20 protein-coding genes are annotated in these 22,452 nt (G+C 38.5%); 9 read left to right on the top strand and 11 right to left on the bottom strand.

The features are described 5' to 3' along the window. Positions 1 to 23 precede the first annotated feature (23 nt). Positions 24 to 1,208 (bottom strand): metallophosphoesterase, encoded by a 1,185-nt coding sequence (locus GVK91_RS01110; RefSeq protein ID WP_159726521.1) that lies wholly within the window; start codon positions 1,206 to 1,208, stop codon positions 24 to 26. A gap of 208 nt (positions 1,209 to 1,416) precedes the next feature. Further along, positions 1,417 to 2,622 carry an aminotransferase class I/II-fold pyridoxal phosphate-dependent enzyme gene (locus tag GVK91_RS01105; protein ID WP_159726519.1) on the bottom strand — a complete coding sequence of 402 codons (1,206 nt, stop codon included), beginning with the start codon at positions 2,620 to 2,622 and terminating at the stop codon, positions 1,417 to 1,419. A 144-nt stretch (positions 2,623 to 2,766) separates the two neighbouring features. Between GVK91_RS01105 and GVK91_RS01100 the strand changes: the two genes are divergently transcribed. Further along, positions 2,767 to 3,225: an Lrp/AsnC family transcriptional regulator gene (locus GVK91_RS01100; RefSeq protein ID WP_153844647.1), complete on the top strand. Its 459-nt coding sequence runs from the start codon at positions 2,767 to 2,769 to the stop codon at positions 3,223 to 3,225. A 6-nt stretch (positions 3,226 to 3,231) separates the two neighbouring features. Here the strand turns inward: GVK91_RS01100 and GVK91_RS01095 are convergent, their stop codons facing one another. Beyond that, positions 3,232 to 4,254: a bestrophin family protein gene (locus GVK91_RS01095; RefSeq protein WP_153844648.1), complete on the bottom strand. Its 1,023-nt coding sequence runs from the start codon at positions 4,252 to 4,254 to the stop codon at positions 3,232 to 3,234. Between the two features lie 247 nt (positions 4,255 to 4,501). On the opposite strand from GVK91_RS01095, the gene GVK91_RS01090 reads away from it, so the two are divergent. The 5 genes from GVK91_RS01090 to GVK91_RS01075 all read left to right on the top strand — a co-directional run bounded on the left by GVK91_RS01090 (position 4,502) and on the right by GVK91_RS01075 (position 9,527). Further along, the gene (locus GVK91_RS01090; RefSeq protein WP_159726517.1) at positions 4,502 to 6,904 is read left to right on the top strand and encodes an outer membrane beta-barrel protein; all 2,403 of its coding nucleotides are present in this window, start codon (positions 4,502 to 4,504) and stop codon (positions 6,902 to 6,904) included. Between the two features lie 63 nt (positions 6,905 to 6,967). Further along, positions 6,968 to 8,143: a sensor histidine kinase gene (locus GVK91_RS01085; RefSeq protein ID WP_159726515.1), complete on the top strand. Its 1,176-nt coding sequence runs from the start codon at positions 6,968 to 6,970 to the stop codon at positions 8,141 to 8,143. Then, complete coding sequence (locus tag GVK91_RS27325) at positions 8,136 to 8,513, top strand: LytTR family DNA-binding domain-containing protein (RefSeq protein ID WP_200845512.1); 378 nt, start codon at positions 8,136 to 8,138, stop codon at positions 8,511 to 8,513. The genes GVK91_RS01085 and GVK91_RS27325 overlap by 8 nt, the downstream gene beginning before the upstream one ends. Then, complete coding sequence (locus GVK91_RS27320; RefSeq protein WP_317164617.1) at positions 8,495 to 8,845, top strand: LytTR family DNA-binding domain-containing protein; 351 nt, start codon at positions 8,495 to 8,497, stop codon at positions 8,843 to 8,845. Before GVK91_RS27325 ends, GVK91_RS27320 begins: the two co-directional genes overlap by 19 nt. A gap of 142 nt (positions 8,846 to 8,987) precedes the next feature. Beyond that, complete coding sequence (locus GVK91_RS01075; RefSeq protein ID WP_159726513.1) at positions 8,988 to 9,527, top strand: hypothetical protein; 540 nt, start codon at positions 8,988 to 8,990, stop codon at positions 9,525 to 9,527. A 29-nt stretch (positions 9,528 to 9,556) separates the two neighbouring features. Here GVK91_RS01075 and GVK91_RS01070 read toward each other — a convergent pair whose 3' ends face one another. Both GVK91_RS01070 and GVK91_RS01065 read right to left on the bottom strand, forming a co-directional pair. Then, positions 9,557 to 10,126 (bottom strand): gluconate 2-dehydrogenase subunit 3 family protein, encoded by a 570-nt coding sequence (locus GVK91_RS01070; RefSeq protein ID WP_153844652.1) that lies wholly within the window; start codon positions 10,124 to 10,126, stop codon positions 9,557 to 9,559. A 20-nt stretch (positions 10,127 to 10,146) separates the two neighbouring features. Continuing rightward, positions 10,147 to 11,835: a GMC oxidoreductase gene (locus GVK91_RS01065; protein ID WP_159726511.1), complete on the bottom strand. Its 1,689-nt coding sequence runs from the start codon at positions 11,833 to 11,835 to the stop codon at positions 10,147 to 10,149. Between the two features lie 331 nt (positions 11,836 to 12,166). Between GVK91_RS01065 and GVK91_RS01060 the strand changes: the two genes are divergently transcribed. After that, positions 12,167 to 13,219, top strand: coding sequence for a sugar phosphate isomerase/epimerase (locus GVK91_RS01060; RefSeq protein ID WP_153844654.1), 1,053 nt, complete (start codon positions 12,167 to 12,169; stop codon positions 13,217 to 13,219). A gap of 34 nt (positions 13,220 to 13,253) precedes the next feature. After that, a complete protein-coding gene (locus GVK91_RS01055; protein WP_159726509.1) occupies positions 13,254 to 14,411 on the top strand; it encodes a Gfo/Idh/MocA family protein in 1,158 nt (385 codons plus the stop codon). A 65-nt stretch (positions 14,412 to 14,476) separates the two neighbouring features. Here the strand turns inward: GVK91_RS01055 and GVK91_RS01050 are convergent, their stop codons facing one another. The 6 genes from GVK91_RS01050 to GVK91_RS01025 all read right to left on the bottom strand — a co-directional run bounded on the left by GVK91_RS01050 (position 14,477) and on the right by GVK91_RS01025 (position 21,969). Next, positions 14,477 to 15,700, bottom strand: coding sequence for a retropepsin-like aspartic protease (locus GVK91_RS01050; RefSeq protein WP_159726507.1), 1,224 nt, complete (start codon positions 15,698 to 15,700; stop codon positions 14,477 to 14,479). Positions 15,701 to 15,806: 106 nt separating this feature from the next. Continuing rightward, positions 15,807 to 16,346 (bottom strand): helix-turn-helix domain-containing protein, encoded by a 540-nt coding sequence (locus GVK91_RS01045; protein WP_159726505.1) that lies wholly within the window; start codon positions 16,344 to 16,346, stop codon positions 15,807 to 15,809. Between the two features lie 67 nt (positions 16,347 to 16,413). After that, the gene (locus GVK91_RS01040) at positions 16,414 to 17,418 is read right to left on the bottom strand and encodes a YihY/virulence factor BrkB family protein (RefSeq protein WP_159726503.1); all 1,005 of its coding nucleotides are present in this window, start codon (positions 17,416 to 17,418) and stop codon (positions 16,414 to 16,416) included. A gap of 65 nt (positions 17,419 to 17,483) precedes the next feature. Continuing rightward, entirely contained in the window at positions 17,484 to 18,764 is a 1,281-nt protein-coding gene (locus GVK91_RS01035; protein WP_159726501.1) for a hypothetical protein, read from the bottom strand. Between the two features lie 313 nt (positions 18,765 to 19,077). Continuing rightward, entirely contained in the window at positions 19,078 to 19,710 is a 633-nt protein-coding gene (locus GVK91_RS01030) for a response regulator transcription factor (RefSeq protein ID WP_153844660.1), read from the bottom strand. A 12-nt stretch (positions 19,711 to 19,722) separates the two neighbouring features. After that, on the bottom strand, positions 19,723 to 21,969 hold the full coding sequence (locus tag GVK91_RS01025) for a sensor histidine kinase (protein ID WP_159726499.1): 2,247 nt from the start codon (positions 21,967 to 21,969) through the stop codon (positions 19,723 to 19,725). Between the two features lie 152 nt (positions 21,970 to 22,121). Here GVK91_RS01025 and GVK91_RS01020 point away from each other — a divergent pair, with 152 nt between their 5' ends. Next, positions 22,122 to 22,451: a multidrug efflux SMR transporter gene (locus GVK91_RS01020; RefSeq protein ID WP_153844662.1), complete on the top strand. Its 330-nt coding sequence runs from the start codon at positions 22,122 to 22,124 to the stop codon at positions 22,449 to 22,451. Position 22,452: the final 1 nt, after the last annotated feature.

Raw genomic sequence — 22,452 nt, 5'->3', positions numbered from 1 at the left:
GCGTTGTTTCTCATACCAAAATATCAGACAACGCTTTTCCGTAATGTAATAACCGTAATTTCAGGCCAAACACCTATCCGACCTTTTAGGCCGTGAAAACCAAAACCACGGTTGACATAAAGATATTTTCCTTGTTTTTGATAGAGTCCAGCCCACTGTTTATAAAAATATTGAATTGGACTCCATTTTAACCCAAATAATTCTATCCCAAACTGCATACCATGCGTATGTCCCGCCAGCGTCAGATGGACATGTTGGTTATAGTCCAAAGTAACATGATCCCAATGTGAAGGATCATGAGACATCAAAATTTTGAAGGTATCCGCGTCCAATCCAAGGGTTGCTTTAGCGAGATCACCATATTGATGGAACCCTCCTTTTCCCCAATTTTCAACACCAATTAACGAAATATGCTCACCTTGCTTTTCTATCGCTATCGATTCATTTAGCAGCAATTTAAATCCCATTTCATGATGAATTTCCTTAAGCCTATTCAAATTTAAGGCTTTTGATTCAACACTTTCCCATTGCACATAATCTCCATAATCGTGATTTCCAAGGACTGAAAACTTGCCCGAAGGAGCTTCTAATCGATTGAAGTCCGAAACCCAGGGTTCCATTTCGGAAGCCTTATTATTGACTAGATCACCCGTAAACAATACCAGATCACTGTTTTGTGCATTGGCTAATTCGATACCTTTACGTACCCTTTTGATATCAGATAAACTACCAGAGTGAATATCCGATAGCTGCGTAATTTTAAAACCGTCAAACGCCATAGGTAGATCAGGAAAACTCAATACTTCCTCCCGCACTTTATAGAAATAACGACCTTTCGTTAAACCGAAAAAAATAACCAATAATATGGCCCCCGCCAAAAACAATACAATCTCACTCAAAAATATACTACGTGGAGGAAAATAACGAAAAATACGCATCAGATCTTCAACAAATAAAAAGGGAACAGCAAGCAATTTTGGTATGAAAACAATTAAAAATGCCGTGATCAAACTTGTTGCTGTCTCCTGGACATCATACCCCGCTCTCCGTAAAAAAATTAAACTAAAAACACCAAAAAACAATAGGATATCAATGCCCCAATACATGTTGTGCCAAATTGAACCATGAATAACCGTGCTGAACGCCTGAAAAAAATAGATATCACCCAAAACAAATAAGAATAATATCAGTAAAAGTCTCTTTGCCATATTAACTAAAATATTGATTTTAAATTGCTAATGATATGCCAAAAGAGATTTTTCAACTGTTAAAGCCCCTATCATCGTAAATAGTGATGTACATGTGACAATTGAAACTTTTTGCACTCCAATCAATCAGAAAACCTCGCATAGTTTCCTCCAAAACATGTCAAGATGTCTGATTATCCCATAAATGATCCAACCGAAATGCTGCTTATTACTCCAAAATTCCAGTCTTTTGCATGCATGCTCTCATTTTTTGATAAGTCCGCTCAATGTCTTGATCTAGACCAATGGAAAATCTGATCAATCCATCGGAAATGCCCATCTTTAAACGATCTTCTTCAGGAATTTCTGACGACGTAGAACTACCTGAACAGGAGAATAGCGTCTTATAGAATCCTAGGCTGACGGCTAAATACCCTAAATTTTCAGCCTGCATCAGTTCCATTAATTCATTGGCTTTTTCGGTTGTTTCCACATCAACTGTCATTAAGCCCCCAAAACCATAGCTCTCATGCATCATGTTTTTCATTAATTCATGATCTCGATGCGACTGCAAGCCCGGATAAGATACCTTTAGTCCATCTTTCTCAAACCGCTCGGCAAGATACATCGCATTATAGCTATGCTGTTTCATCCGTATATGAAGTGTTCTTAAATTTTTCAATATACTCGCCGAACGTAAACTGTCCATCGTTGGCCCCAATAACATACAGGCCCCTGTGTTCACATTTTTTGTTTCATTAATAAACTCCTGACTTCCACAATAAACCCCACCGACAGTGTCACTGCTGCCATTGATAAATTTCGTTAAACTATGAATGACAATGTCTGCTCCCAAAAGTGTTGGCGAGATGGACAATGGAGAAAACGTATTGTCGACAATCAGTTTTAGCTTGTATTTTTTACAGATGGCCGAAAGTTTTCTTAAATCTGCCACATGCAATAAAGGGTTGCTCACACTTTCACAATACAGCACTTTTGTATTAGGTCTTATCGATCTTTCGAGTTCTTCGGCATCATTAATATCCAAAAATGTCGTCTCAATCTGGAAAGGCGGGAGAAAATTCTTAAGAAAGGCATAAGTTCCACCGTAGATTGTCCTACTGGAAATGATATGGTCACCACTTTTACATAGTTGTAAAAGAACTGTTGTAATCGCTCCCATCCCAGAAGATGTTACATTGGCCGCAGCGGTATCCTCCATTTTAGCTAAGGCTTGTGCCAAATACAAATTCATCGGCGACGAATGCCTTGAATAGAGATAACAGCCTTCCGCATTCCCTTCAAATGTGTCGAACATCTTTTTAGCGGAAAGAAAAGTATAGGTGGAGCTATCTGAAATAGACGGGTTCACTCCTCCAAACTCACCAAAGTATTGCAAATCTTGAATTTCATTTGCTGCGTTAAAATTTTCCATGTTTTTATCTTTAAAATTGAGATATTTCAAATTATATTACAAGTAATTTTACTTATCTTAGAATATAAATCTATTATACAAACAATAATTAGTTAAAATATCTAACTGATTTAAAACGAGCTAGTAAAAACCAAAAAAAAATCTATGCACTTCGACGAGATTGACCGTAAGCTATTGCGTTTTCTACAGGAAGATGCCAAACAAACGACCAAAGAACTCTCCTACAAACTGAGCTTGTCCGTAACAGCGGTCTATGAAAGAGTCCGTAAACTCGAAAATACTGGAATTATCGCAGGCTATGTCGCCATACTTGATAAAAAGAAAATAGCAAAAGATTTCCTCGTATTATGCCACGTAAAATTAACACAGCACAAAAAGGAGTATATCTTACAATTTGAAAAAGAGGTCATGAACCTTCAGGAGGTAACCGAGTGTTTCCACGTGAGTGGCGACTACGACTATATCCTAAAGATTTGTGTCCAGGATATGGCAGACTATCGCAGTTTTATGTTAACGAAGTTAACGAGCCTACAGCATATCGCAAGCACCCATAGCTCATTTATGATCGCTGAGGTGAAAAATACAATAGCAATAGATCTGTAAGAAAATTTAAACCAAAACACCATTTTTCGATGCAATTGCCTCCGGAAGATCCTCATCTCCCACCATTTGCAACACATCAATTTCTATGGTCCGACAAATCGAAAGCATAGGCACATCAAACATGAGTCCTCCAAAAGGATTTTCGGTATAATCGCCGACCAATTCCATCACAATATAAATCCATCCAATTACCACACAAAAAGGAATACTCGTCCATATCCCCCAGTCGCCCAATTTCGCAAATTCATTTACTAGGCCCAATGGGAGCAGAATGATGAGAATGACATTAAAGACAAATGCTGTACTGGCAAACTGTCTCGGTGAAGGAAATTTTTTGATTCTTTCTGCCTGACCTTGATAGTCGTAAAATTGATTCAGGCAATTCTGCAGTTGCGTTTGGTTAAAATCCGAAATGATTTGATCATTTTTCAATGCATTAACTTCCTTTGCTTGTTTAGAAATCAAATAAGTTGCAAAATTTTTATATGTGCTCTGCAGCTTAAACTCATCTGTAGAAAGGTATTTGCGTAAAAAAATCGATGTTCTACTGTAATCAGGAAAGCCAGCCTTTATCAGCCTGTTCCGTTTAACATTCATTGAACCAAAGTGTTTTTTCAAACTGATGTGCTCCCATTCTGTCGGGATCAACAACTGCTCACGAAAAGTGTATAGCCAAGCGATATGGCGATAGGCAATCCTTTTCCTCCGCTCCTCCAAATCGGTATGATCACCATCCTGGGTATCAAAGGCATATAACATTGCCGTGAAAGAACGACTTGAATTGACAATCCCACCCCAGATTTTCCGGGCTTCCCAAAGTCTATCATAGGCCTGATTATTCTTAAACCCGACATAAAAAGCCTCAGCGGTTCCGATCAAAGCCAATGGTACCCAGGGAATTATCATCCACTGCCAATTAAAAAAATAATAGATGACCGCCACCAGAGAGCACCAAAGCGTCAGCCATATTAAATGTGCACCCGCTAAATTAAATATTTGTCGATGATTAAAATACTTGGTTGTGATCATAAAAATTAAATATCTTCCTTTATTAAAAACGTTATGAAAGTACAATTTAAATTGTAACTGTCCAATACGCTAAATTGTTTTCGGCACGATGATATTTTATCCCGCTCATTTTTATAACAATAAACCTCGTCGCTTTATATGGCTTATCCCTAAATTTACTGGTTCCATCCCTAAAAGGTTCCCTTATATCCAAAAAAATTGAAATAAGCCACCAGCGAAACTAGTTTTGAATAATTATTCAAAATTTATGATCAAATTAATTACTTTCAGTCTTATCACCTTTCTCCTTAACAACTTCCTGTTCGCCCAAACCGCCATTGTTGGTAAAGTCTCGGATCAATATGGCGCGTCAATCCCCTATGCTTCATTATCCTTTCGCGCATTACATGTAAAGAAAGATTCTCTCATTGAAAAAATAACAGATGAACATGGAACTTTTCAGTTAACGCTTACCGAAAAAGAGACTTACCTCGTTTCAATTCGTGTGGAAAATGTACTCAGAACGCAGCAAAAAATTGAAATTAACGACCTTAAAGTCCCGCTAACATTCATTATCCCAAAATCACTACTATCCAACCTCAAATTAGATGAAGTAACAGTAAATAAGCGCAAACCAACAATACAGCGAAAAATTGACCGCCTCATTATGAATGTAGCACAAACCGCCAATGCTTCTGGAAAATCGGCTTTGGAATTATTTAAAATGGCTCCCGGCGTATTCGTTAACAATGGTCAAATCTCCATTAATGGGGTTGTAGGAACACGTATTCTTGTCGATGGCAAAAGTATTAACCTCGCGGGAAATGATCTCAGGAACTACCTTCAAACCTTGCGTTCCAACGATATCCAATCCATTGAAATTATCGCACATCCCTCTGCAGAGTTCGACGCAGAAGGCAGTGGTGGTATCATCAATATAGTGCTAAAAAAGCAAGATAAACAGGGCCTCAATGGTTATATTGGCAATGACTATGCAATTGGGCTTGGAAAATATGTAACGTACACTCCTTATGCAGGTTTGAATTATCGAATGGGTAAAGTTGGTTTAATGGCAAGTTATTCCCATAGCCGTGCAAAGTCATACGAGGAACTAAAACAACGACGAGATTTTCCAAATCAGGGATTATATCAGCAAGAAACGGAAAATACTCAGACCAACAAAAACGACCGTATACGGCTTGGTGCGACCTATGATTTCACTGGAAAACAATTTCTCGGACTATCCTACACCGGTCAATACAGCAGTTTCCTTGGACCATCCACGGCTCATTCGACAATTTTCTACCCCGATGCGGCAAAAAACATCCATTCGCAAGGTAGCTTTCCGTCCGAATCAAAATCCAACTACCAGAATCTGGGTTTAAATTATGTCGTGGAAACAGACAGTTTACATTCGAAATTCAGCATTGTTATCGATTACACACACAATCAACGAAACGGAAATAGTATCAGCAATAGTGCCGATTTCGATGCTAATGGTAACATACGCAGTGATACTTTGTTCAGATTGGATTATCCCAGCGAAGCAAAAATTTTTACTGGCGATGCAAAGTATAATTGGATAACTAAATCTGGAAACAATTTATCAATTGGTGTAAAAGCGACCGCAACGGATATCATGAATACCAATCAATACCAGGTCTTTCATCAGGCCTGGATGCCAATGCCTGCCCTTGATTTCCAGTTCGATTATGAAGAACGAATTTATGCTACCTATGCAAATTATACGGGAAAATGGGCCCAAATAGATTATCAATTGGGATTAAGAGACGAGAAATCCAATATTCAAGGACAACTTTTAAGCGAGCAAAGGGACAAACTCGCACAGGACTATTTCAATTTGTTCCCAAGTATTTTTTTAAAGAAGAATTTAAACTCGCAGGGAAGCAATTATGTATCACTTACCTACAATAGAAGAATTAAACGGCCCTCATATTTTGATTTAAATCCTTATAAATATTATATAGATAATTATTCCGTACAGACGGGAAATCCCTTTCTGAAGCCGCAGTTTACAAATTCGCTCGAAATTAGTGGATTGTGGAAGGAAAAATATTATACTGCTTTGAACTATTCCCATACCAGAAATGCGATCTCACAAATTATACGCAATCAGGCAGAAGAAGAACTATTAACAGTTATTAAAGACAACGTTGGAACTCAAGGAGTATGGACAGCCACCTTGAGCGCTCCCGTTTCGTTACTACCCTGCTGGTCAAGTACGAACACGATTTTATTCACTCATACGCGTTCAACTTCCCCCTATTTTGATTTAAAGAAAGCTTCTTTTTTATTACAGACAGAACAAGAAATTTCCTTTGGCAAAGGATATAGTATAAATCTGAATGCTTTTTACACCCCCCAAATGTTACTTGGAAATATTGTAACTAAAGCCATCTGCTCCGTTGATCTAGGGATCCAGAAAAAACTAATCAAAGATCAATTGGTTGCCAAGGCAAATATTAGCGACATCTTTTTTACCAATAATTATCGCGCGACAAGTTATTTTAACAATACTAAAATCTGGATAATGCACAGGGAGCAATCGCGTGTATGCTCCATTTCTTTACTATATAACTTCAGAACCGGCACTACCTTTAAAGCAAAACGAATGGAATCAAGCAGTGTGGAGGAGAAAGGAAGATTATAAATGTACCACTATTTTTTATCTTTGCGGCTCAATGAGCCGCAAAACTGAACTATCAAAGGATTTATGAAACAATCTCGACTTAATCATTACATCACTAAAGCAGATACATTTTTCAGGAAGCAGGATTTCGATACTTTTTATACAACGAATGTACGTATCCTACTTCATTTTGGAATGTGGTTTACATTTACCCTGCTCCTGTTCAGCAATTACTATTATGTAACTGGAATATCCTCAAACCAGTCACTATTTTTGTCAACGCGTGTTTTATTGTCTTCTCTTGTTGTCTTTTATCTATTTTTCTACTTGGTTATCCCTTACGCGAGGAACTTAAATTTATGGATATTACCTCTCTTAACTGCGCCAGTGTGTATTTTTATTTGGTTATTTATCAATAATTTGTTTTATGTGCTAGCTTACAAATATGGTTTTGATATTTCCAATTTGTATCCATTAATGGGCAAGGAAAAGGACTTCATTCCCAACCTGTGGTCCGTATTCAGCTTTAAAGCAGTGCTATTAAATGCATTGTCAGTTATCTATTCATTGTCACCTTTTTTCTTTACCAAAATATTAATCGACATCAGAAGAATAAATAAAGACCGAATGCGAATCCTAGAGCAGAAGTCAAAATTATTATTGGAAAATATTAGCGTAGAGAAGGCATTCTTAAAAGCACAGCTCAATCCACATTTTTTATTCAACACGCTTAACAACCTCTATCGTTTGACGCTAAAAAAAAACGACACAGCGCCTGAGGTCGTATTAAATTTATCCGAAATTATGGGGTATACACTATACGATTCGGATGCAGAATACGTCTCCTTAGCTAAAGAGCTGGATTTTATAGAGAATTACTTTTCATTGGAAAAAATGCGTTACCCAAAATCATATCAGATTGAACTAAATATAGAGGGGCGAGCGCATGCTCACGCTTTAACGATTGCTCCGTTATTGACCTTCACCCTTATCGAAAATGCATTTAAATATGGGCTGAAAAACGAGGAAGCATCCTATGTCATACTTACTATTCACATCAGCAAAGATCAGGTCACCTTTAAAATAAAAAATGACAAAGATGTATTCAATACCGTGAAAACGCCTAGCTTTACGGGTATCGGTATTAAAAATTTACAAAAGCGTTTACAATTAATTTACCCAAACCAAAGCGACCTTCACATCATAGATAGCTCCAATGAATTTAGCGTTGCATTGAATATCGTATTACAACATGATTGAAAAATATAGTTGCATCATCATCGATGATGAACCTTTAGGCATTGAACTTATTACGGATTTCGTCGAACAAGTACCTTTTTTGGAATTAAAAAAGACCTTCAGTAAGCCACTGGAGGCAATGGCTTTTCTGCAGGAAAATCCGATCGATATTGTATTTAGCGATATTGAGATGCCCCGCTTAACTGGTTTAGATCTGTTGGAAACGCTGGCCCAAAAACCTTACTTTATTTTTATAACTGCCCATCGACATTTCGCCATTGACGGATTTGAAAAAGGTGCCGTAGATTACCTCATTAAACCCATTCGATTTGAACGTTTTTTGAAAGCTGCAAATAGAGTAAAAGAACAAATATCCCCCTTAACAAGCTAAATACCAAACCAATAAAAACAGAACGAATTTTTATAAAAAGTGAAAATAAATTTATAAAGATTATGCTTAGTGATATTCTATATATTGAAGCTCAGGGAAACTATTTGAATATTGTCACGCATACCAGTGCACATCAAACCCTATCTACCCTTAAGGCGATGGAAGAAATTTTACATAACACCAGTTTCTTTCGAATTCATAGAGCATTCATTGTCAATACAGATAGCATACAATCGCTAAATGGAAATATAGTCCAGCTTTCAAATGGAAAAACTATCCCCATTGCGAGCAATAAAAAAGATCTCTTATATGCGCTTTTAGGATTAAATTAGATCGATTATAGACGATACGCATGCTGAAAACTTCGGTTGATCCCGCTATCAAAACAAGTATAAAGCACTATTGTATATTTTTACTCGTTTGATTAATTTTGATCTAACGGACATAAACAACTGCCAAACATAGAACGAGGATATGATGAAGATAAAAGCATTTACATTAAATATAGGTCTTTTCCTTTTTGCTGCAACGACTTTCGCACAGAACAAAGCGGAGTTAAAATCACTGTTAAATAAAAACAGTGAATTTGTATTTCCGCAGACAATAGATAAAATAGCGACTACATTAAACGTAAAAACAGTCTTCTATGAAGATGCCAACGAAGAAAAGTATGCAAAATGGATCACAAAATCCGGCTTGGAACTCTATAGCAATTATGGGGCTGATAAATCCGTCAATGAACTATTTTTTGATATCCCTGATGACAAGTTTCTGGTTGTCGAAGGGTTGCCTTTTGATCTAGCGATCAATAAAACAACAGTCAAAGAGGCGCTCTCAAAATTCAGCCGACACAATGTTAAAAAGGAAAAACTTGATGCTGGAAGCTCTTTTCCGGGTGGTACCAGACTGACGATGAAAACAGGAACACATTTTACCACTTTACTTTTCGATAGCAAAAATCTTTTAAAGTTCATAGGCTTGACAACCTCTTTAATTGACCCCGCTGCCAATTAAAGACAAGGGGTCAATATAAAATTTATTAGCTAGGTTGCCCAAGCATGATCACCCTTTTGATAAGGGAAATCGCCGTTATATTTCCCTGGGATTTTCACATAACGGAACACTTCAGTGGCGCCTAATTTTGAGCTAAAGAATGTAAGGAGTGTAAGCTGTTTAAAGAGTGTGAAAAAATGGGGCAGTTCATTAGCTGCTTTCTTTTCATCGTAATCTTGTGCTTCCTTGTCCAAAATATCAACAAAAGCAGTTTGGTCTTTTTTGTCGAGTTGCTGAAAATTACGTCCGAATTCTTTCTTGGCACGTTCGTCAATTCCAGCTGTTCCAGTCAGAAAAACCTGCTGTTCTTCAAGTTTATAGCAGTCTCGCACTATAACGGGAATTTCAGAACCTACACCAGCCTCTTTCGCCCCTGGGGTAGTAGTTTTAGGAAGAATCGCCTCCGCGAGATCTCCCAAAAAATCGATTGATTTTGGATCAAAGAGCATTTCTATATCTTTCGAAGCAGACCTTTGGCATCCTTCCAAAAATAACGAAGCACCAATAACTGTTCCTCCCATGAGTATGGCTACACGTTGTATTGCTTCTCGTCTATTCATAACTATTGCATCATAAAATATTAAAGATTCCCTTTTTTTAACTCATTTACAGCAAAATCTACTGCTCTTGCTGTAAATGCCATATAGGTAAGCGATGGATTCACACAGGAAGAAGAAGTCATAAAGGCCCCGTCTGTCACAAAGACATTTTTAGCATCCCATACTTGGTTAAATTTGTTTAATACCGAGGTTTTCGGATCATTGCCCATCCGTGCTGTTCCCATTTCATGAATTCCCTGTCCCATACTAAACCCGTTGTCATAGGTTGTTACGTCTTTGACACCGATAGATTCCAACATTTCCTTCATTTCATTGCTTGCATCAAGCCGTATTTTCCGCTCATTATCCCTAATCTCTGCATCTATAGCCAATACAGGAAGCCCCCACTTATCTTTTACAGATGAATCCAATAGGACTTTATTTTCGTGATATGGAAGTATTTCGCCAAATGAAGTAAAACCTACTCCCCAGCTTCCGGGCTCGGCGATAGCATCTTTCCAAGCCCCGCCTACGCTCTTATTATCGACCTTACCTGACCATTGTCCCCTTGAAGCTCCGCCTTGATAGCCAAAACCACGTATGTAATCTCTCTTCTTGGTATCGCCGGCAATATTAGCAAATCGGGGTACATATAATCCATTGGCGCGTCGTCCAAAAATATATTTATCCTCAAATCCTTCAACTCTTCCCCCAGCCCCACTATTTAACATGTGATCCATCAGATTATGTCCCAATTCACCACTGCTGCTCCCAAGACCACCTTCCCATACATCGGTAGCTGAATTCATTAACACCCAGGTGGAATTTAAAGTCGAAGCACATACAAAGACAATTTTAGCAAAATACTCGTAGGTTTGATTCGTCTCCGCATCAACAATTTCTACTCCTTTAGCTTTCTGTGTATCCCGATCGTAAATAATGCTTTTTACAATGGAAAATGGTCGTAGGGTAAGTTTCCCTGTCTTCACTGCTGCGGGCAATGTTGCAGACTGTGTGCTAAAATAAGCGCCGAAATTGCAACCCAGCCAACATTTGTTCTGGTATTGGCAATTAACACGGCCATGGTGGGGCACTGTTATGTTGGCTACCCGGCCAATTATAAAGTGTCGTTTTCCCTGATAATGCGATTTCAAGCGCGCAGCAAGATCTTTCTCCACAATATTCATGTCCATTGGTGGCATAAATTCGCCATCGGGCAGCACCGCTATACCGTCTCTATTACCCGAAATACCCGCAAATTTTTCAACGTGACTATACCAAGGTGCTATATCTTTATAACGTACGGGCCAGTCAACCCCATGCCCGTCTCTGCTATTTGCTTCAAAATCAACATCCGACCACCGATAGCTTTGCCGCCCCCACATAAGCGAGCGCCCACCAACGTGATAGCCCCGGAACCAATTAAAGGGTTTTATTTCCTTATATGGACTTTCTGTCTCATTAGTCCAAAAGTCGATGTTCCCTTCGTTCATCCATTGATTTTTAATTCCAAAAGGTAAGTAGTGCTGGGCACGATCTAAGGGCACCCGACCCCGATGCGAAAAATCCCAAGGATCTTTGTTTGGTGATGGGTAATCTTTGATATGCTCAATATTGCGTCCTCTTTCTAACATGATGGTTTTAAGTCCACGCTCCGTTAGTTCCTTGGCTGCCCAGCCACCTGTGATCCCAGACCCGATGACAATTGCATCATAAACATTATTTGCCATTTATTTATAATTGGTTTATTTGGTTATTACTCGAAGGGAAATTTCCCTCTCAAATCAAGCGCCACAAAGATGCCTGACAGTTTTACCTTGTTTAGACGATCCATTCTTATATTTTCGAAAGCGTAAGAATAGATCGTCTAAACAAGTTTAAGGTTTTTTTTTGATTTTATTGCAACCGGTTGCAAATTTTTGTAATATTGTATTAAACAAGCAGGTAGCTTGAATAACCAAATTATAATAGTATAAACGACAGACTGAGCCATTTCTTCAAACGAATTGGAATATTGATCTGTTTTGTACATAACATAGTCTTTTTCAAAACACAATACATATGACAACAATTAAAGGTCCTGCTATCTTTCTCGCACAGTTTATCGGCGATGAAGCTCCATTTAACTCCTTGGACTCAATCTGCCAGTGGGCTGCAGAGCTTGGCTATAAGGGAATACAACTACCAACCTTAGATGCCCGTTTTATCGATCTAGAAAAAGCAGCGCTCGATAAAAGCTATGCACTTGATCTAAAAGCTAAAGTACAATCTTTTGGATTGGAGATCACCGAACTTTCAACCCATCTCCAAGGGCAATTAGTGGCTGTAAATCCAAGTTTCGATGATCTATTTGATGCCTTTGCGCCACAGCATTTACATGGTAATCCTCAAGCACGACAACAGTGGGCGATCCAGCAATTAAAATATGCCGTACAAGCTTCCCACAACCTCGGACTTAAAGCGCTAGCAACCTTTAGTGGAGCTTTTCTATGGCCATTTATATACCCTTGGCCACAAAGACCAGCTAATCTGATCGAAACAGGTTTTGCTGAACTTGCAAAATTATGGTTACCAATTCTCGATGAATGTGACTTGTACGATGTCGACCTATGTTATGAATTACACCCCGGAGAAGATCTCCATGACGGTGCTACTTTTGACTTATTTCTCGAAAATGTAAATTACCACAAGCGGGCAAACATTCTCTATGATCCCTCCCATTTTGTCCTTCAATGTCTTGACTACCTTCAATTCATCGACATTTACCATGAGCGAATTAAAATGTTTCATGTTAAAGATGCTGAGTTCAATCCTTCTGGTCGTCAGGGCGTCTATGGTGGCTTCCAAAGCTGGCAGTCAAGAGCCGGTCGTTTCAGATCAATTGGTGATGGACAAGTGGATTTCAAAGCCATATTTACCAAACTCACACAATATGATTATCAAGGCTGGGCAGTACTGGAATGGGAATGTGCATTCAAAAATGCTGAAGATGGTGCACGGGAAGGCGCGCTGCATATTAAAGACTATATTATCCGTGTTACTGATAAGGCATTCGATAATTTTGCTGCCGTCGAAACCAATGATAGCCTTAACCGTAAACTATTGGGTTTGTAATTACAAAAGATATCGTCATTAAAAAATCAACTTTATGCGCAATACAAAACTAAAAATGGGCATGGTCGGCGGTGGAAAAAATGCATTCATAGGGGCGGTACATCGTATGGCTGCTGGAATTGACGGTCAGATTGAATTATGTTGCGGAGCACTGAGCGCTGATCCCCTTGTCGCAAGAGAATCCGCCGCGCTTTTAGGGCTTCCGAAGGAAAGGAGCTATGGAAGTTACCAGGAAATGATTGTCGAGGAAAGTAAACGTTCGGCGGATGACCGCATGAACTTTGTCAGCATAGTCACGCCAAATTTTGCTCATTTTGAACCAGCAATGATGGCTCTGGAACATGGCTTCCATGTCGTGCTTGAAAAGCCGATGACTCTGACAACAGAACAGGCCGAATTGCTCCAACAAAAAGTAGCTGAAACAGGATTAATACTCTGTGTTACATACACCTACTCTGCCTATCCGATGGTAAAACAAGCTCGTCATCTTGTCAAAGAGGGCCAATTAGGTTCGATTAGAAAGATTATGGTCGAGTATCCGCAGGGTTGGCTCAGTAAGATGATCGAAAATTGTCTTTCTCTGGCCTTTTGGCGTACAGATCCCGAAAAGAGTGGAAAAAGTGGTTGTATGGGCGATATTGGAACACATGCTGCCCACCTCGCAGAATATATTTCAGGTTTAAAAATCACTAAAATGTGTGCCGACCTTCAAACATTTGTGACCGGAAGAAAACTTGAAGATGACGGCAACATATTACTTGGATTTGAAAATGGAGCCACGGGTGTGCTATCGGCATCCCAAGTTGCTGCAGGAGAAGAAAATGCGTTAAAAATTAGAGTATATGGTGAACTTGGAGGATTGGAATGGAACCAACAGGATGCAAATACACTCATCTTTAAACAGCTCGATGCGCCGACCCAGCTATTTCGTGCAGGTCAACAGTACCTTTCACCAATCGCCAAACACAACATCCGTCTACCGGCCGGTCACCCCGAAGGATATATAGAAGCATTTGCCAATATTTATAGAAATTTTGCAGCCACACTATCGGCATCTATGCAAGGTATAGATCCGCGAGAAGAAGATACTGATTTTCCTACTGTAGCTGACGGTCTGCGTGGCATGAAGTTCCTAGAAACTGTTATTGCCTCGGGAAAATCAGCACAAAAATGGACCAATTTCATTCGTTAGATATATAGTTACCACAAGTAGCCAATGTCATTTGCTCCCTGAACAAACGACATTGGCTGCTCACTTTAATTTTTCTGCATTGACTGAGACATCTGTTTCAAATATCCCTCATAGTTTGAATAAGGTTCCTTGATCCTACCATTTGGTTTCAGATAAAGAAATCCTTCCTGATTATCCAAAATAACATTAAAATGGTTCAGAATCTGATTTCCGAACAAGCTTGGTCTGCCATTAAGCTTGGCTGGATCAGCGGCATTCGTCACAATGTCTTTAAATTCAACACCAGCTATTGAAGCATCCAAACGGATAATCTTACGGTTACTGATCATGGTAAGCGGCTCTAGATCGGTCCAATTATGACCTATACCGGTAAAATCTTCCCCTAACAGCATCGTACCATCACGGCCCGTATCAAAAAGGAACCAAAAATCATAGTGTCGTTGGTTATGTCTAAAAGCAGCTTTAAACTTGGGTCGATTTTGCTCATAGAATACCGGAAGCTTTGTATATTTCTTTGCTTTGCCGGGGAGATCGCGATGAATTACCAATTCCATTTTGTCATAATCGATTTCAATAATGTGATTTCGAAAGAAACTGTTACCAATAATAAGATCTTCAAAGGACTTCATATTTCCGACTTCTGTCATTGACACATTTTTCCAAACCATCGGCCCAATACGCAATTGATTGCCTAGGCTTGTCCGCTCACTATTGATCCCATCGGTATTCACAACTGTCGTAAACGATGAAAATGATAAATCTAGCTGCTTTGAGTTATTTCTATTGACAACACCTGTCCCTGCTCCTAAATCAAACTGTATCGCAACATTTTTCTTGTTAATTGTTCCATTCAGGAAAATCCGTGAACCAATAAGACGAAAAGGTATTCGCATAGGAAACGCCTCGTTTCGATCCAATACGGGTAGGTCAAGCGGTAGTTGAGTCTTTATACGAATGTGACAAGAATCCGTGCCGTTCAATAGTACTATGAAATCATACATCGCTCCGGGTTTAGTCATAACAGTTAATTCCTCCTGATCTGTTTTGAAAACGACTGTACTTTCTTTTGTTGGAATATTCACGAAATAGACATCAGGGTCTGCTTTAGGGTCTAATTTCCAGTCGACATGGCAATAGGCGCCGTCTTTAATACCAGCTCTCTCAGATGAAGCTTTGATCAAAGGTATCTTATCTTGTGGAAAGACGTTTGTCATCGTAAAAAGAGAAAGAATAATAACAAAGATAGCCAAGGCAAGATGGCTTTGCTTTTTTTGATAGTCTGTTTTCATAATTTTGCTTTTTTTTCAAGATCAAAGAAAAAAAATACTAAAAGATGAACATCCTTTTGCTACCCGACAATGTCCCGACAGCTACCCGACAATTGTATAATAGTCGCTATAAAATACTAATATCGGGCAAAATCCGTGAATTATCACCTTTATTTAATCCGATCGCATTTCGCAGTATAACGATTATATTCATAAGGATCCAACATAGCGGAATAAGCAATTTCACATTGCTTTTAACACCTAGCCAATCGTTGAGTATAAAAATAACAAGCATCAGTAACACCGCGATTAAGGTAGATACGATCTGAATGGAGATTAACTGACGGACCTTATACGAATGCTGTTTTTTGAACAGCATGATTGCAATGGGCACCAAAACATTTAATGGAGGCAATATAGAAAAGGGTAAGGAAGAAAGGTTGATAATCTTGATCCATGTGAGATTTTCGGATTCAAGAGGCATATCATATGCAGAAAACTCCGATTCGTCCACATTCAACGCTTGAGCAAGTGCACGAAGGGTGTAGCCCTTTGGCGACTGCCCCGCTTCAATCCGCTGAATTGTTCTAACTGAAATACTTGATTTATGCGCTAGTTCCTCTTGGGTTAAATTGAGTTTCTCACGTAATGATTGTAATTTGTTCATAAACAATAGATCGATCTTACCATCAAATTTACAGAATTTGGTGGTAAGAATTCAGTAAATCTAAGGTTTATGGTTTATTGGGAATCTTAGCGTCCTGCTCGGTAATTGTCTGTTCCTCTTGTGTTAACGGGGCGGGAGGTATTTCGGTTACATTACGCTCAATTTCCTGCGTTTCAACATGCACGGCATATTGTGAGGGTTCAATAGGGATTCCCATTACAGTAGCATACTCCCTCGTGTAGATTGCACCAAAATATAAAATGGCTGCTGTGTAGTAGACCCAAAGTAAGATCAGCACAAATGAACCTGCCGCTCCATAGGTATCTTGGGTTGCAGAATGCTCCAGATAGACTCCAATTAAATAACGTCCCAATACAAATAAAATTGAAGTAAATAAGGCCCCCGCCCTTACTGTCCGCCAATGTATATTGACATCCGGAAGCGCTTTAAATATGACACTAAATAACAAGAATATAATTCCGAAGGACAATGCAAAGTTAATCCCATCCATTAACATCACCGTTATGTCCGGGAAATAATGCTGTAGCTGATCTGTCAATGCTAATATTACACCATTTACAATCAATGTAACAACTAACAAGAACCCCAATCCAATCACCAAAGATGAAGACAATAATCTATCCTGAATCAATTTTAACCAGCCTTTTTTCGGCTTCGCCCTTACATGCCAAATCTTATTGATCGAATTCTGTATATCCCCAAAAACAGTCGTTGCTCCTAAAATCAATGTAATACCACTGACAAGCAATGCCAGGTTTGACTTTCCCGAAAGTTGCAAATTCTGAATAACTTCCTGAATCTGTTTTGCAGCATTGCTTCCCACCAATCCACGGAGTTCCAAGAATACTTTCCCTTCAATCGCATCCTCACCATAAAAAATTCCGGCTAAGGCAATCATTAAAACCAATATTGGGCCAATAGAGAAAACAGTATAATAGGATAATGAAGCACTATACTTCATCGAATCCTCATTCAAAAATCCCGAGACCGTACTCTTTAAAATTCGCCAATAGGTTTTCACCATACTTTTACTTTTAGTTCGTTTATCCATGTTCTTGTACTTTGTACTCAAGAACAAACCATTGAGAAGCGAAGAAAGTTTGTGATTAGTGTGTTTTAATGCGAGTAGTCCACTATAGTTCCCTGGAGAACCAAGCGATTGTGGTCTACAACTTTCAGACTCACCGTAATATCTGAAGCGATAGTTTTCAATAATAGAATCGGTGATATTTTAGCTTCATTTGGCCAATCCGCCAAATGAACTGCCACATGGGATAGCTCAGCTGTCTTATTGTAAGCCACATTAAGTTTATCAATATCCTTTGACGTGGACAACAGACTAAATCCATTATCTTGTTTTTGAAACCATTGATAAAATAATTTACTGGGTAGGAACCTGCGCATGTCGCTATCTCCACGCATGGCTAATCTTACTTCGGGAACTTTCGTTTCGTAGGGTGTTTTCTCTTCGATCGTTTCGAAATTTTCGTCAACCGCATAATTAACAATGGTATCTGTTTGAATGACCTTATTTTTCAAAATTTCAATATCGACGTAATTTCCATCCAAATGTGCCATAATAGAATCAGCGGCTATAGGAAGTTCGCTAAATAGTTGTTTTAGCTGATTTTTAAGTTGACTATTGGGGATATTGATCCAAGCTTTACCAATGTATTTTGCGGAAACGAGTTCTCTAACAAGATATTCTTTCGGAAAGTTCCAATCTGTTGAGAAAAATTCGCCAGATACATCGACATGGTCTCCTTTCAAATCAAGTTCAATAAAATTATCTGTTGAAATATCGCTATAACGCAGTGATTTACCTGTCAATGTACTTGGACGGCTAATAAATTGCTCAATGGTAACCCGGTCTTCTTTTGATTGAATTAGCTGCAGCATTTCTTCCTTCTTTGTATCAAGATCAAAGCCTAGACTTAGCAACAGATCATCCCCTTTCCAGATAAATGCGATTTTGCTCGGTTGATGATAGGCATAGCTCACATCAGGGGCTAGATTGCTTTCCACCGCACCAACCTGTATCACATCTTTTAGAAAGTTCAAAAATTGCTGTTTATCCTTTAGCTGAAAAAAAGCATAAAAGTTTTTGGGGTGGGGCTCCAAAGCAAAAAGAAATACATTCGCTTTGATATCAATACCATTGTCTTTGAGTTTACGTAGTTTTTTACCAAAATCTTGCCCCTCTTTCGGCGCTGACTGCCATTTATTAAAAAACTGATTCAAAAGGATATCATCCAATGATACGGTCAACAAAGCCTTACTTTTTTTATGAACCAATGATTTGTAGGATTCTTGCTGTCGCAGTATATATCCGCCCCAGGCGACAATCACCAAAAGTACGAGGACAGCTATCGTCCAAAGTATTATTTTTTTAATCATATCAATTGAATCAGTAATTTTTGGTTGTTTATCTCGTAAAGGCTCGTCTGATAGATCCCCAAGCTAAAAAAATTAGATTTCGCAATATTGGGCGCCCTAAGAAAAACCTAGATTTGAAATTTTGTTCTGAAACATATTCTATTTAAAATAGATCAATGAATCGAAGACTGAAACGATGCTATCTCTTGAAATAGCGTAAAATACTGGGTTTCAGCAATGCACTTGATACCTTCTATTTTAAATCAATAATAGCAAAAGTATCAAATGCCTGGAGATCTTTTCATCCCTGAAATCAGGGAATTGGGGAATTTAATTAGGTTTCCCGAATTAATCCGTATTCTATAGCCGATTTTACTGCAGCAGTAACACTTTTGGTTTGAAATTTCTCCATTAGATTTTTGCGATGGCTTTCTACTGTATGTGAACTGATAAACAATGAATCTGCAATTTGATTTGTTGTCATTCCTTGTGCTACGAAAGTAAGCACTTCTTTCTCACGACGTGTCAATTTTGGTACCTGCTTAAGCCCCATTTCCACCTTCTTGTTCAAGATGGTCTGAGTTTTTTCACACAAATATCTTCTTCCAACAAGAACAGCGGAAATGGCAGCAAGTATTTCATCACCATTTGCATTTTTCTGTAAATAGGCATTGGCACCCTCATTTAAAATGCTGTTGATCACTGCAAATTCATTGTGGACACTAAACGCAATAATTTTTAAATCCTTATTGCTTTCCTTCAGGCCTTTAACCAAATCGATACCATTAGCATCTGGTAGATTGATATCAAGTAGCAATACCAATGGCATATCAGTAGCAATATGATGGAACAGTTCAGTCGCACTCGAATACATGCCCACTACTTCAAAATCCTCATGCGCATTTATAATGTTTTTCAATCCCTCAAGTAGCAAAGGGTGATCGTCTGTAATCGCTATTTTTATCATTTTTCCAAAAAGTTAAATCATGGGTAATTCCAATTCTATGGTTGTACCCGCTCCATTCTCCGACATAATCTTCATCTCTCCTTGTAGAAATGAAAGTCTTGATCTCACATTGTGCATTCCTGCAGAATGCTGCAAATCGACACTTTCCATATCAAAACCCTTGCCATCATCTTCAATTGTAATATGTAAACGTTTATTATGTGAAGAAAGCTGTATTAAAATGTTGGCCGCATTAGCATGCTTCAATGCGTTATTCACCAATTCTTGAATAATTCTGTACAAAAAAATCTCCTGTTCCGTACTTAAGGTTGATTCAAATTGTAAAAATTCACATTCAACTTGACATGTAGATTGACTCATTCGGCCCGCATAGTCTCTTAAAGTTTCTTTCAAACCATATTTTACAATTAAATCTGGCATAAGATTATGTGCAAGCCGACGAAGTTCATCGACAGCCCCGTCCAGCAAATCAATACTTCGGTCGATCCCTTCTTTCATGGATTCCTGTTCTAAAGTATTTTTATTGATGGCTGATAATCCCAATTTGGTGCTCGAAAGTAAACCACCCAAGCCATCATGCAAATCTCGGGCAAGGCGGGTCCGCTCCTTCTCCTCTCCTGCAAGCATCGCAGTTAGATTTTTAATGGCATGTTGCTGATTATTCTTTTCTATTTCAAGTTCATGCAAATGTTCCTTATGCTTCAATGCCTTTGATCGCTGCCAGTAGGCGTAAAATAACAATACGATCACGATCAAACAACTGATAAATAACCAGATATAGATCGAATTCATCCGTGATTTGAAAGCAATCTGTTTTTTGGAGACATCAAGCTCTTGTAAGCGCTGTTCATTTTCCAGTCGGCTTAATTGCAGATCCTGCTCCTTTTTATCGCGTTCGAGCTGTAATACTTTAAGTTGCTGGGTTCGATTCAATTCATTTAACTTCAGATTCTCCACCAGTTGATGCTGCCTATCATTCAATGCTTTCATCAACTTGATCTGCTGTTCCTTTTTCTCCCCTTCCAGTCGAAGCCGCATTAATTTTTGGTTTTGCAGTTCGCGCTCATACTTCAGCTCCAGCTGCTTCGTCTTATCCAGTTTGTCCGAATTAAATGCCTTTTCAAAAACGTCAATGTAGCTTTTTTGATAGTTGAAAGCTTCTTCATATTTTCCCTCTTCCACACTTACTTCGGCCAATCTGCTAAACAGGCTTAACCCTACCTGGTAGTCATAATGAGGCTCTTGTTGAAGATTATACAGTGCTTGCTGTAAATATTTTTTACCTTCCTCCCGACGTCCCAATTTAAAAGATTCATCTGCCAAGACGCCATATGCAGGTATTGTAATCGCATACTGGCCTGTTTCGGCGGCGATATTTAAGGCCTGTTTCGCATATGATATTGCTTTTTTACCGCCATTATCAGGATAAAACTCATGGTACAGATTCGCCAAATTAACAGAAACATACGCTAGATCAGTCGGATTAATCAGATTCTTCTCATTATTTTTTACCAAATTATATGCCTCAAGATAATGATGCTCAGCTTTTCGCAATAAATTGCGATCTGCATTATTTGATCTATACTCCTCTTCAAATAAGTAACCAGCTTGCATATAGGCATCAAATAAACTATTGATATTTTTCCCTTCCTTAGCCGTTTCCAACAAAAGCGATGTATACTTCTCCTGGAAATCATAGTTACGCTGATTGGAATAGATAGCTGTAAGCTCCTTATAAACCGCCAATTTTCGGGCGATATTTGCCTCAGTCTGTGGCGCCTTCTCCAAAAATGAAATTGCTTTATGGAACTGGGAAACAGCCTCATCTTCCTTATTCTGCCGTGTCATAACCCATCCATCACAATAATGGACATAACCCTTAATTCCATTATCGCTAACTATGGGGAGCACAGATTTAGCATGTTCTAAATAATAGCGTGATTTTTCAAACGCATGATCGTTGAAGCTATTCATGGCAGCAATACAATTCAAGTAGGCATAATATTGTTTGTCAGGATAATTTCTGGCCAACTGAATATTATCATTAAGCAATTGACTAGCCAGCGCTTTCTCATTATTAAAATATAAAGCCTGTGCATATTTTCCTGTTAATACAAAACGTTCCTTGCTTCCTAAGGGAAGACTGTAATATGATTTTTTTAACTCCTGCAGTTGTTCTTGGGCAAAAACAGTACAACAGAAACATAAAAAGGTAAAAAATATCAGTACCGATCTCCAAAAATTTTGAATATGCCCCATAAAAAAATAATTGCTCTAGCTATGTGAATTGGCCAAACTTAGATAAATTTACCCTTATACGCAATTCATTATCTCTAAAATAACTTAACTTCTCGCTGTTATTGACCTAATTAATCGAACCTTACCAAACAAAAAATTGTACCTTTGTAACAATGAAGTACATCTATCTTTTTCTTGCCATAGCCGCTGAGATATTTGCAACCACTTTCTTAAAGAAATCTGCAGGTTTTACCCTTATAAAACCTACCCTTATCTGTATTGTAGGTTATATCATTGCCTTCTATTTTTTAAGTATCACACTTAAATACCTGCCTGTCGGAATATCTTATGCAATTTGGTCTGGCGTTGGTATTGTAGCCATTACACTGATTGGTATGTTCTTATTCAAACAGATCCCCGATACAGCAGCCATTATTGGCATGGTCTTGATTGTCGTTGGAGTCATTATTATCAATCTATTTTCAAAAATGGGCACACATTAGC

The organism is Sphingobacterium sp. 18053 (assembly GCF_902706145.1).
Classification (GTDB): domain Bacteria; phylum Bacteroidota; class Bacteroidia; order Sphingobacteriales; family Sphingobacteriaceae; genus Sphingobacterium; species Sphingobacterium paramultivorum.
The sequence above is the reverse complement of the archived record's forward strand: the minus strand, read 5'-3'. Positions and strand labels throughout refer to the sequence as shown.

Excerpts from the sequence above, each read along its gene's own strand:
- GVK91_RS01110 (WP_159726521.1), bottom strand. The coding sequence starts at position 1,208 with ATGGCAAAGAGACTTTTACTGATATTATTCTTATTTGTTTTGGGTGAT.
- GVK91_RS01105 (WP_159726519.1), bottom strand. The coding sequence starts at position 2,622 with ATGGAAAATTTTAACGCAGCAAATGAAATTCAAGATTTGCAATACTTT.
- GVK91_RS01100 (WP_153844647.1), top strand. The coding sequence starts at position 2,767 with ATGCACTTCGACGAGATTGACCGTAAGCTATTGCGTTTTCTACAGGAA.
- GVK91_RS01095 (WP_153844648.1), bottom strand. The coding sequence starts at position 4,254 with ATGATCACAACCAAGTATTTTAATCATCGACAAATATTTAATTTAGCG.
- GVK91_RS01090 (WP_159726517.1), top strand. The coding sequence starts at position 4,502 with ATGATCAAATTAATTACTTTCAGTCTTATCACCTTTCTCCTTAACAAC.
- GVK91_RS01085 (WP_159726515.1), top strand. The coding sequence starts at position 6,968 with ATGAAACAATCTCGACTTAATCATTACATCACTAAAGCAGATACATTT.
- GVK91_RS27325 (WP_200845512.1), top strand. The coding sequence starts at position 8,136 with ATGATTGAAAAATATAGTTGCATCATCATCGATGATGAACCTTTAGGC.
- GVK91_RS01075 (WP_159726513.1), top strand. The coding sequence starts at position 8,988 with ATGATGAAGATAAAAGCATTTACATTAAATATAGGTCTTTTCCTTTTT.
- GVK91_RS01070 (WP_153844652.1), bottom strand. The coding sequence starts at position 10,126 with ATGAATAGACGAGAAGCAATACAACGTGTAGCCATACTCATGGGAGGA.
- GVK91_RS01065 (WP_159726511.1), bottom strand. The coding sequence starts at position 11,835 with ATGGCAAATAATGTTTATGATGCAATTGTCATCGGGTCTGGGATCACA.
- GVK91_RS01060 (WP_153844654.1), top strand. The coding sequence starts at position 12,167 with ATGACAACAATTAAAGGTCCTGCTATCTTTCTCGCACAGTTTATCGGC.
- GVK91_RS01055 (WP_159726509.1), top strand. The coding sequence starts at position 13,254 with ATGCGCAATACAAAACTAAAAATGGGCATGGTCGGCGGTGGAAAAAAT.
- GVK91_RS01050 (WP_159726507.1), bottom strand. The coding sequence starts at position 15,700 with ATGAAAACAGACTATCAAAAAAAGCAAAGCCATCTTGCCTTGGCTATC.
- GVK91_RS01045 (WP_159726505.1), bottom strand. The coding sequence starts at position 16,346 with ATGAACAAATTACAATCATTACGTGAGAAACTCAATTTAACCCAAGAG.
- GVK91_RS01040 (WP_159726503.1), bottom strand. The coding sequence starts at position 17,418 with ATGGATAAACGAACTAAAAGTAAAAGTATGGTGAAAACCTATTGGCGA.
- GVK91_RS01035 (WP_159726501.1), bottom strand. The coding sequence starts at position 18,764 with ATGATTAAAAAAATAATACTTTGGACGATAGCTGTCCTCGTACTTTTG.
- GVK91_RS01030 (WP_153844660.1), bottom strand. The coding sequence starts at position 19,710 with ATGATAAAAATAGCGATTACAGACGATCACCCTTTGCTACTTGAGGGA.
- GVK91_RS01025 (WP_159726499.1), bottom strand. The coding sequence starts at position 21,969 with ATGGGGCATATTCAAAATTTTTGGAGATCGGTACTGATATTTTTTACC.
- GVK91_RS01020 (WP_153844662.1), top strand. The coding sequence starts at position 22,122 with ATGAAGTACATCTATCTTTTTCTTGCCATAGCCGCTGAGATATTTGCA.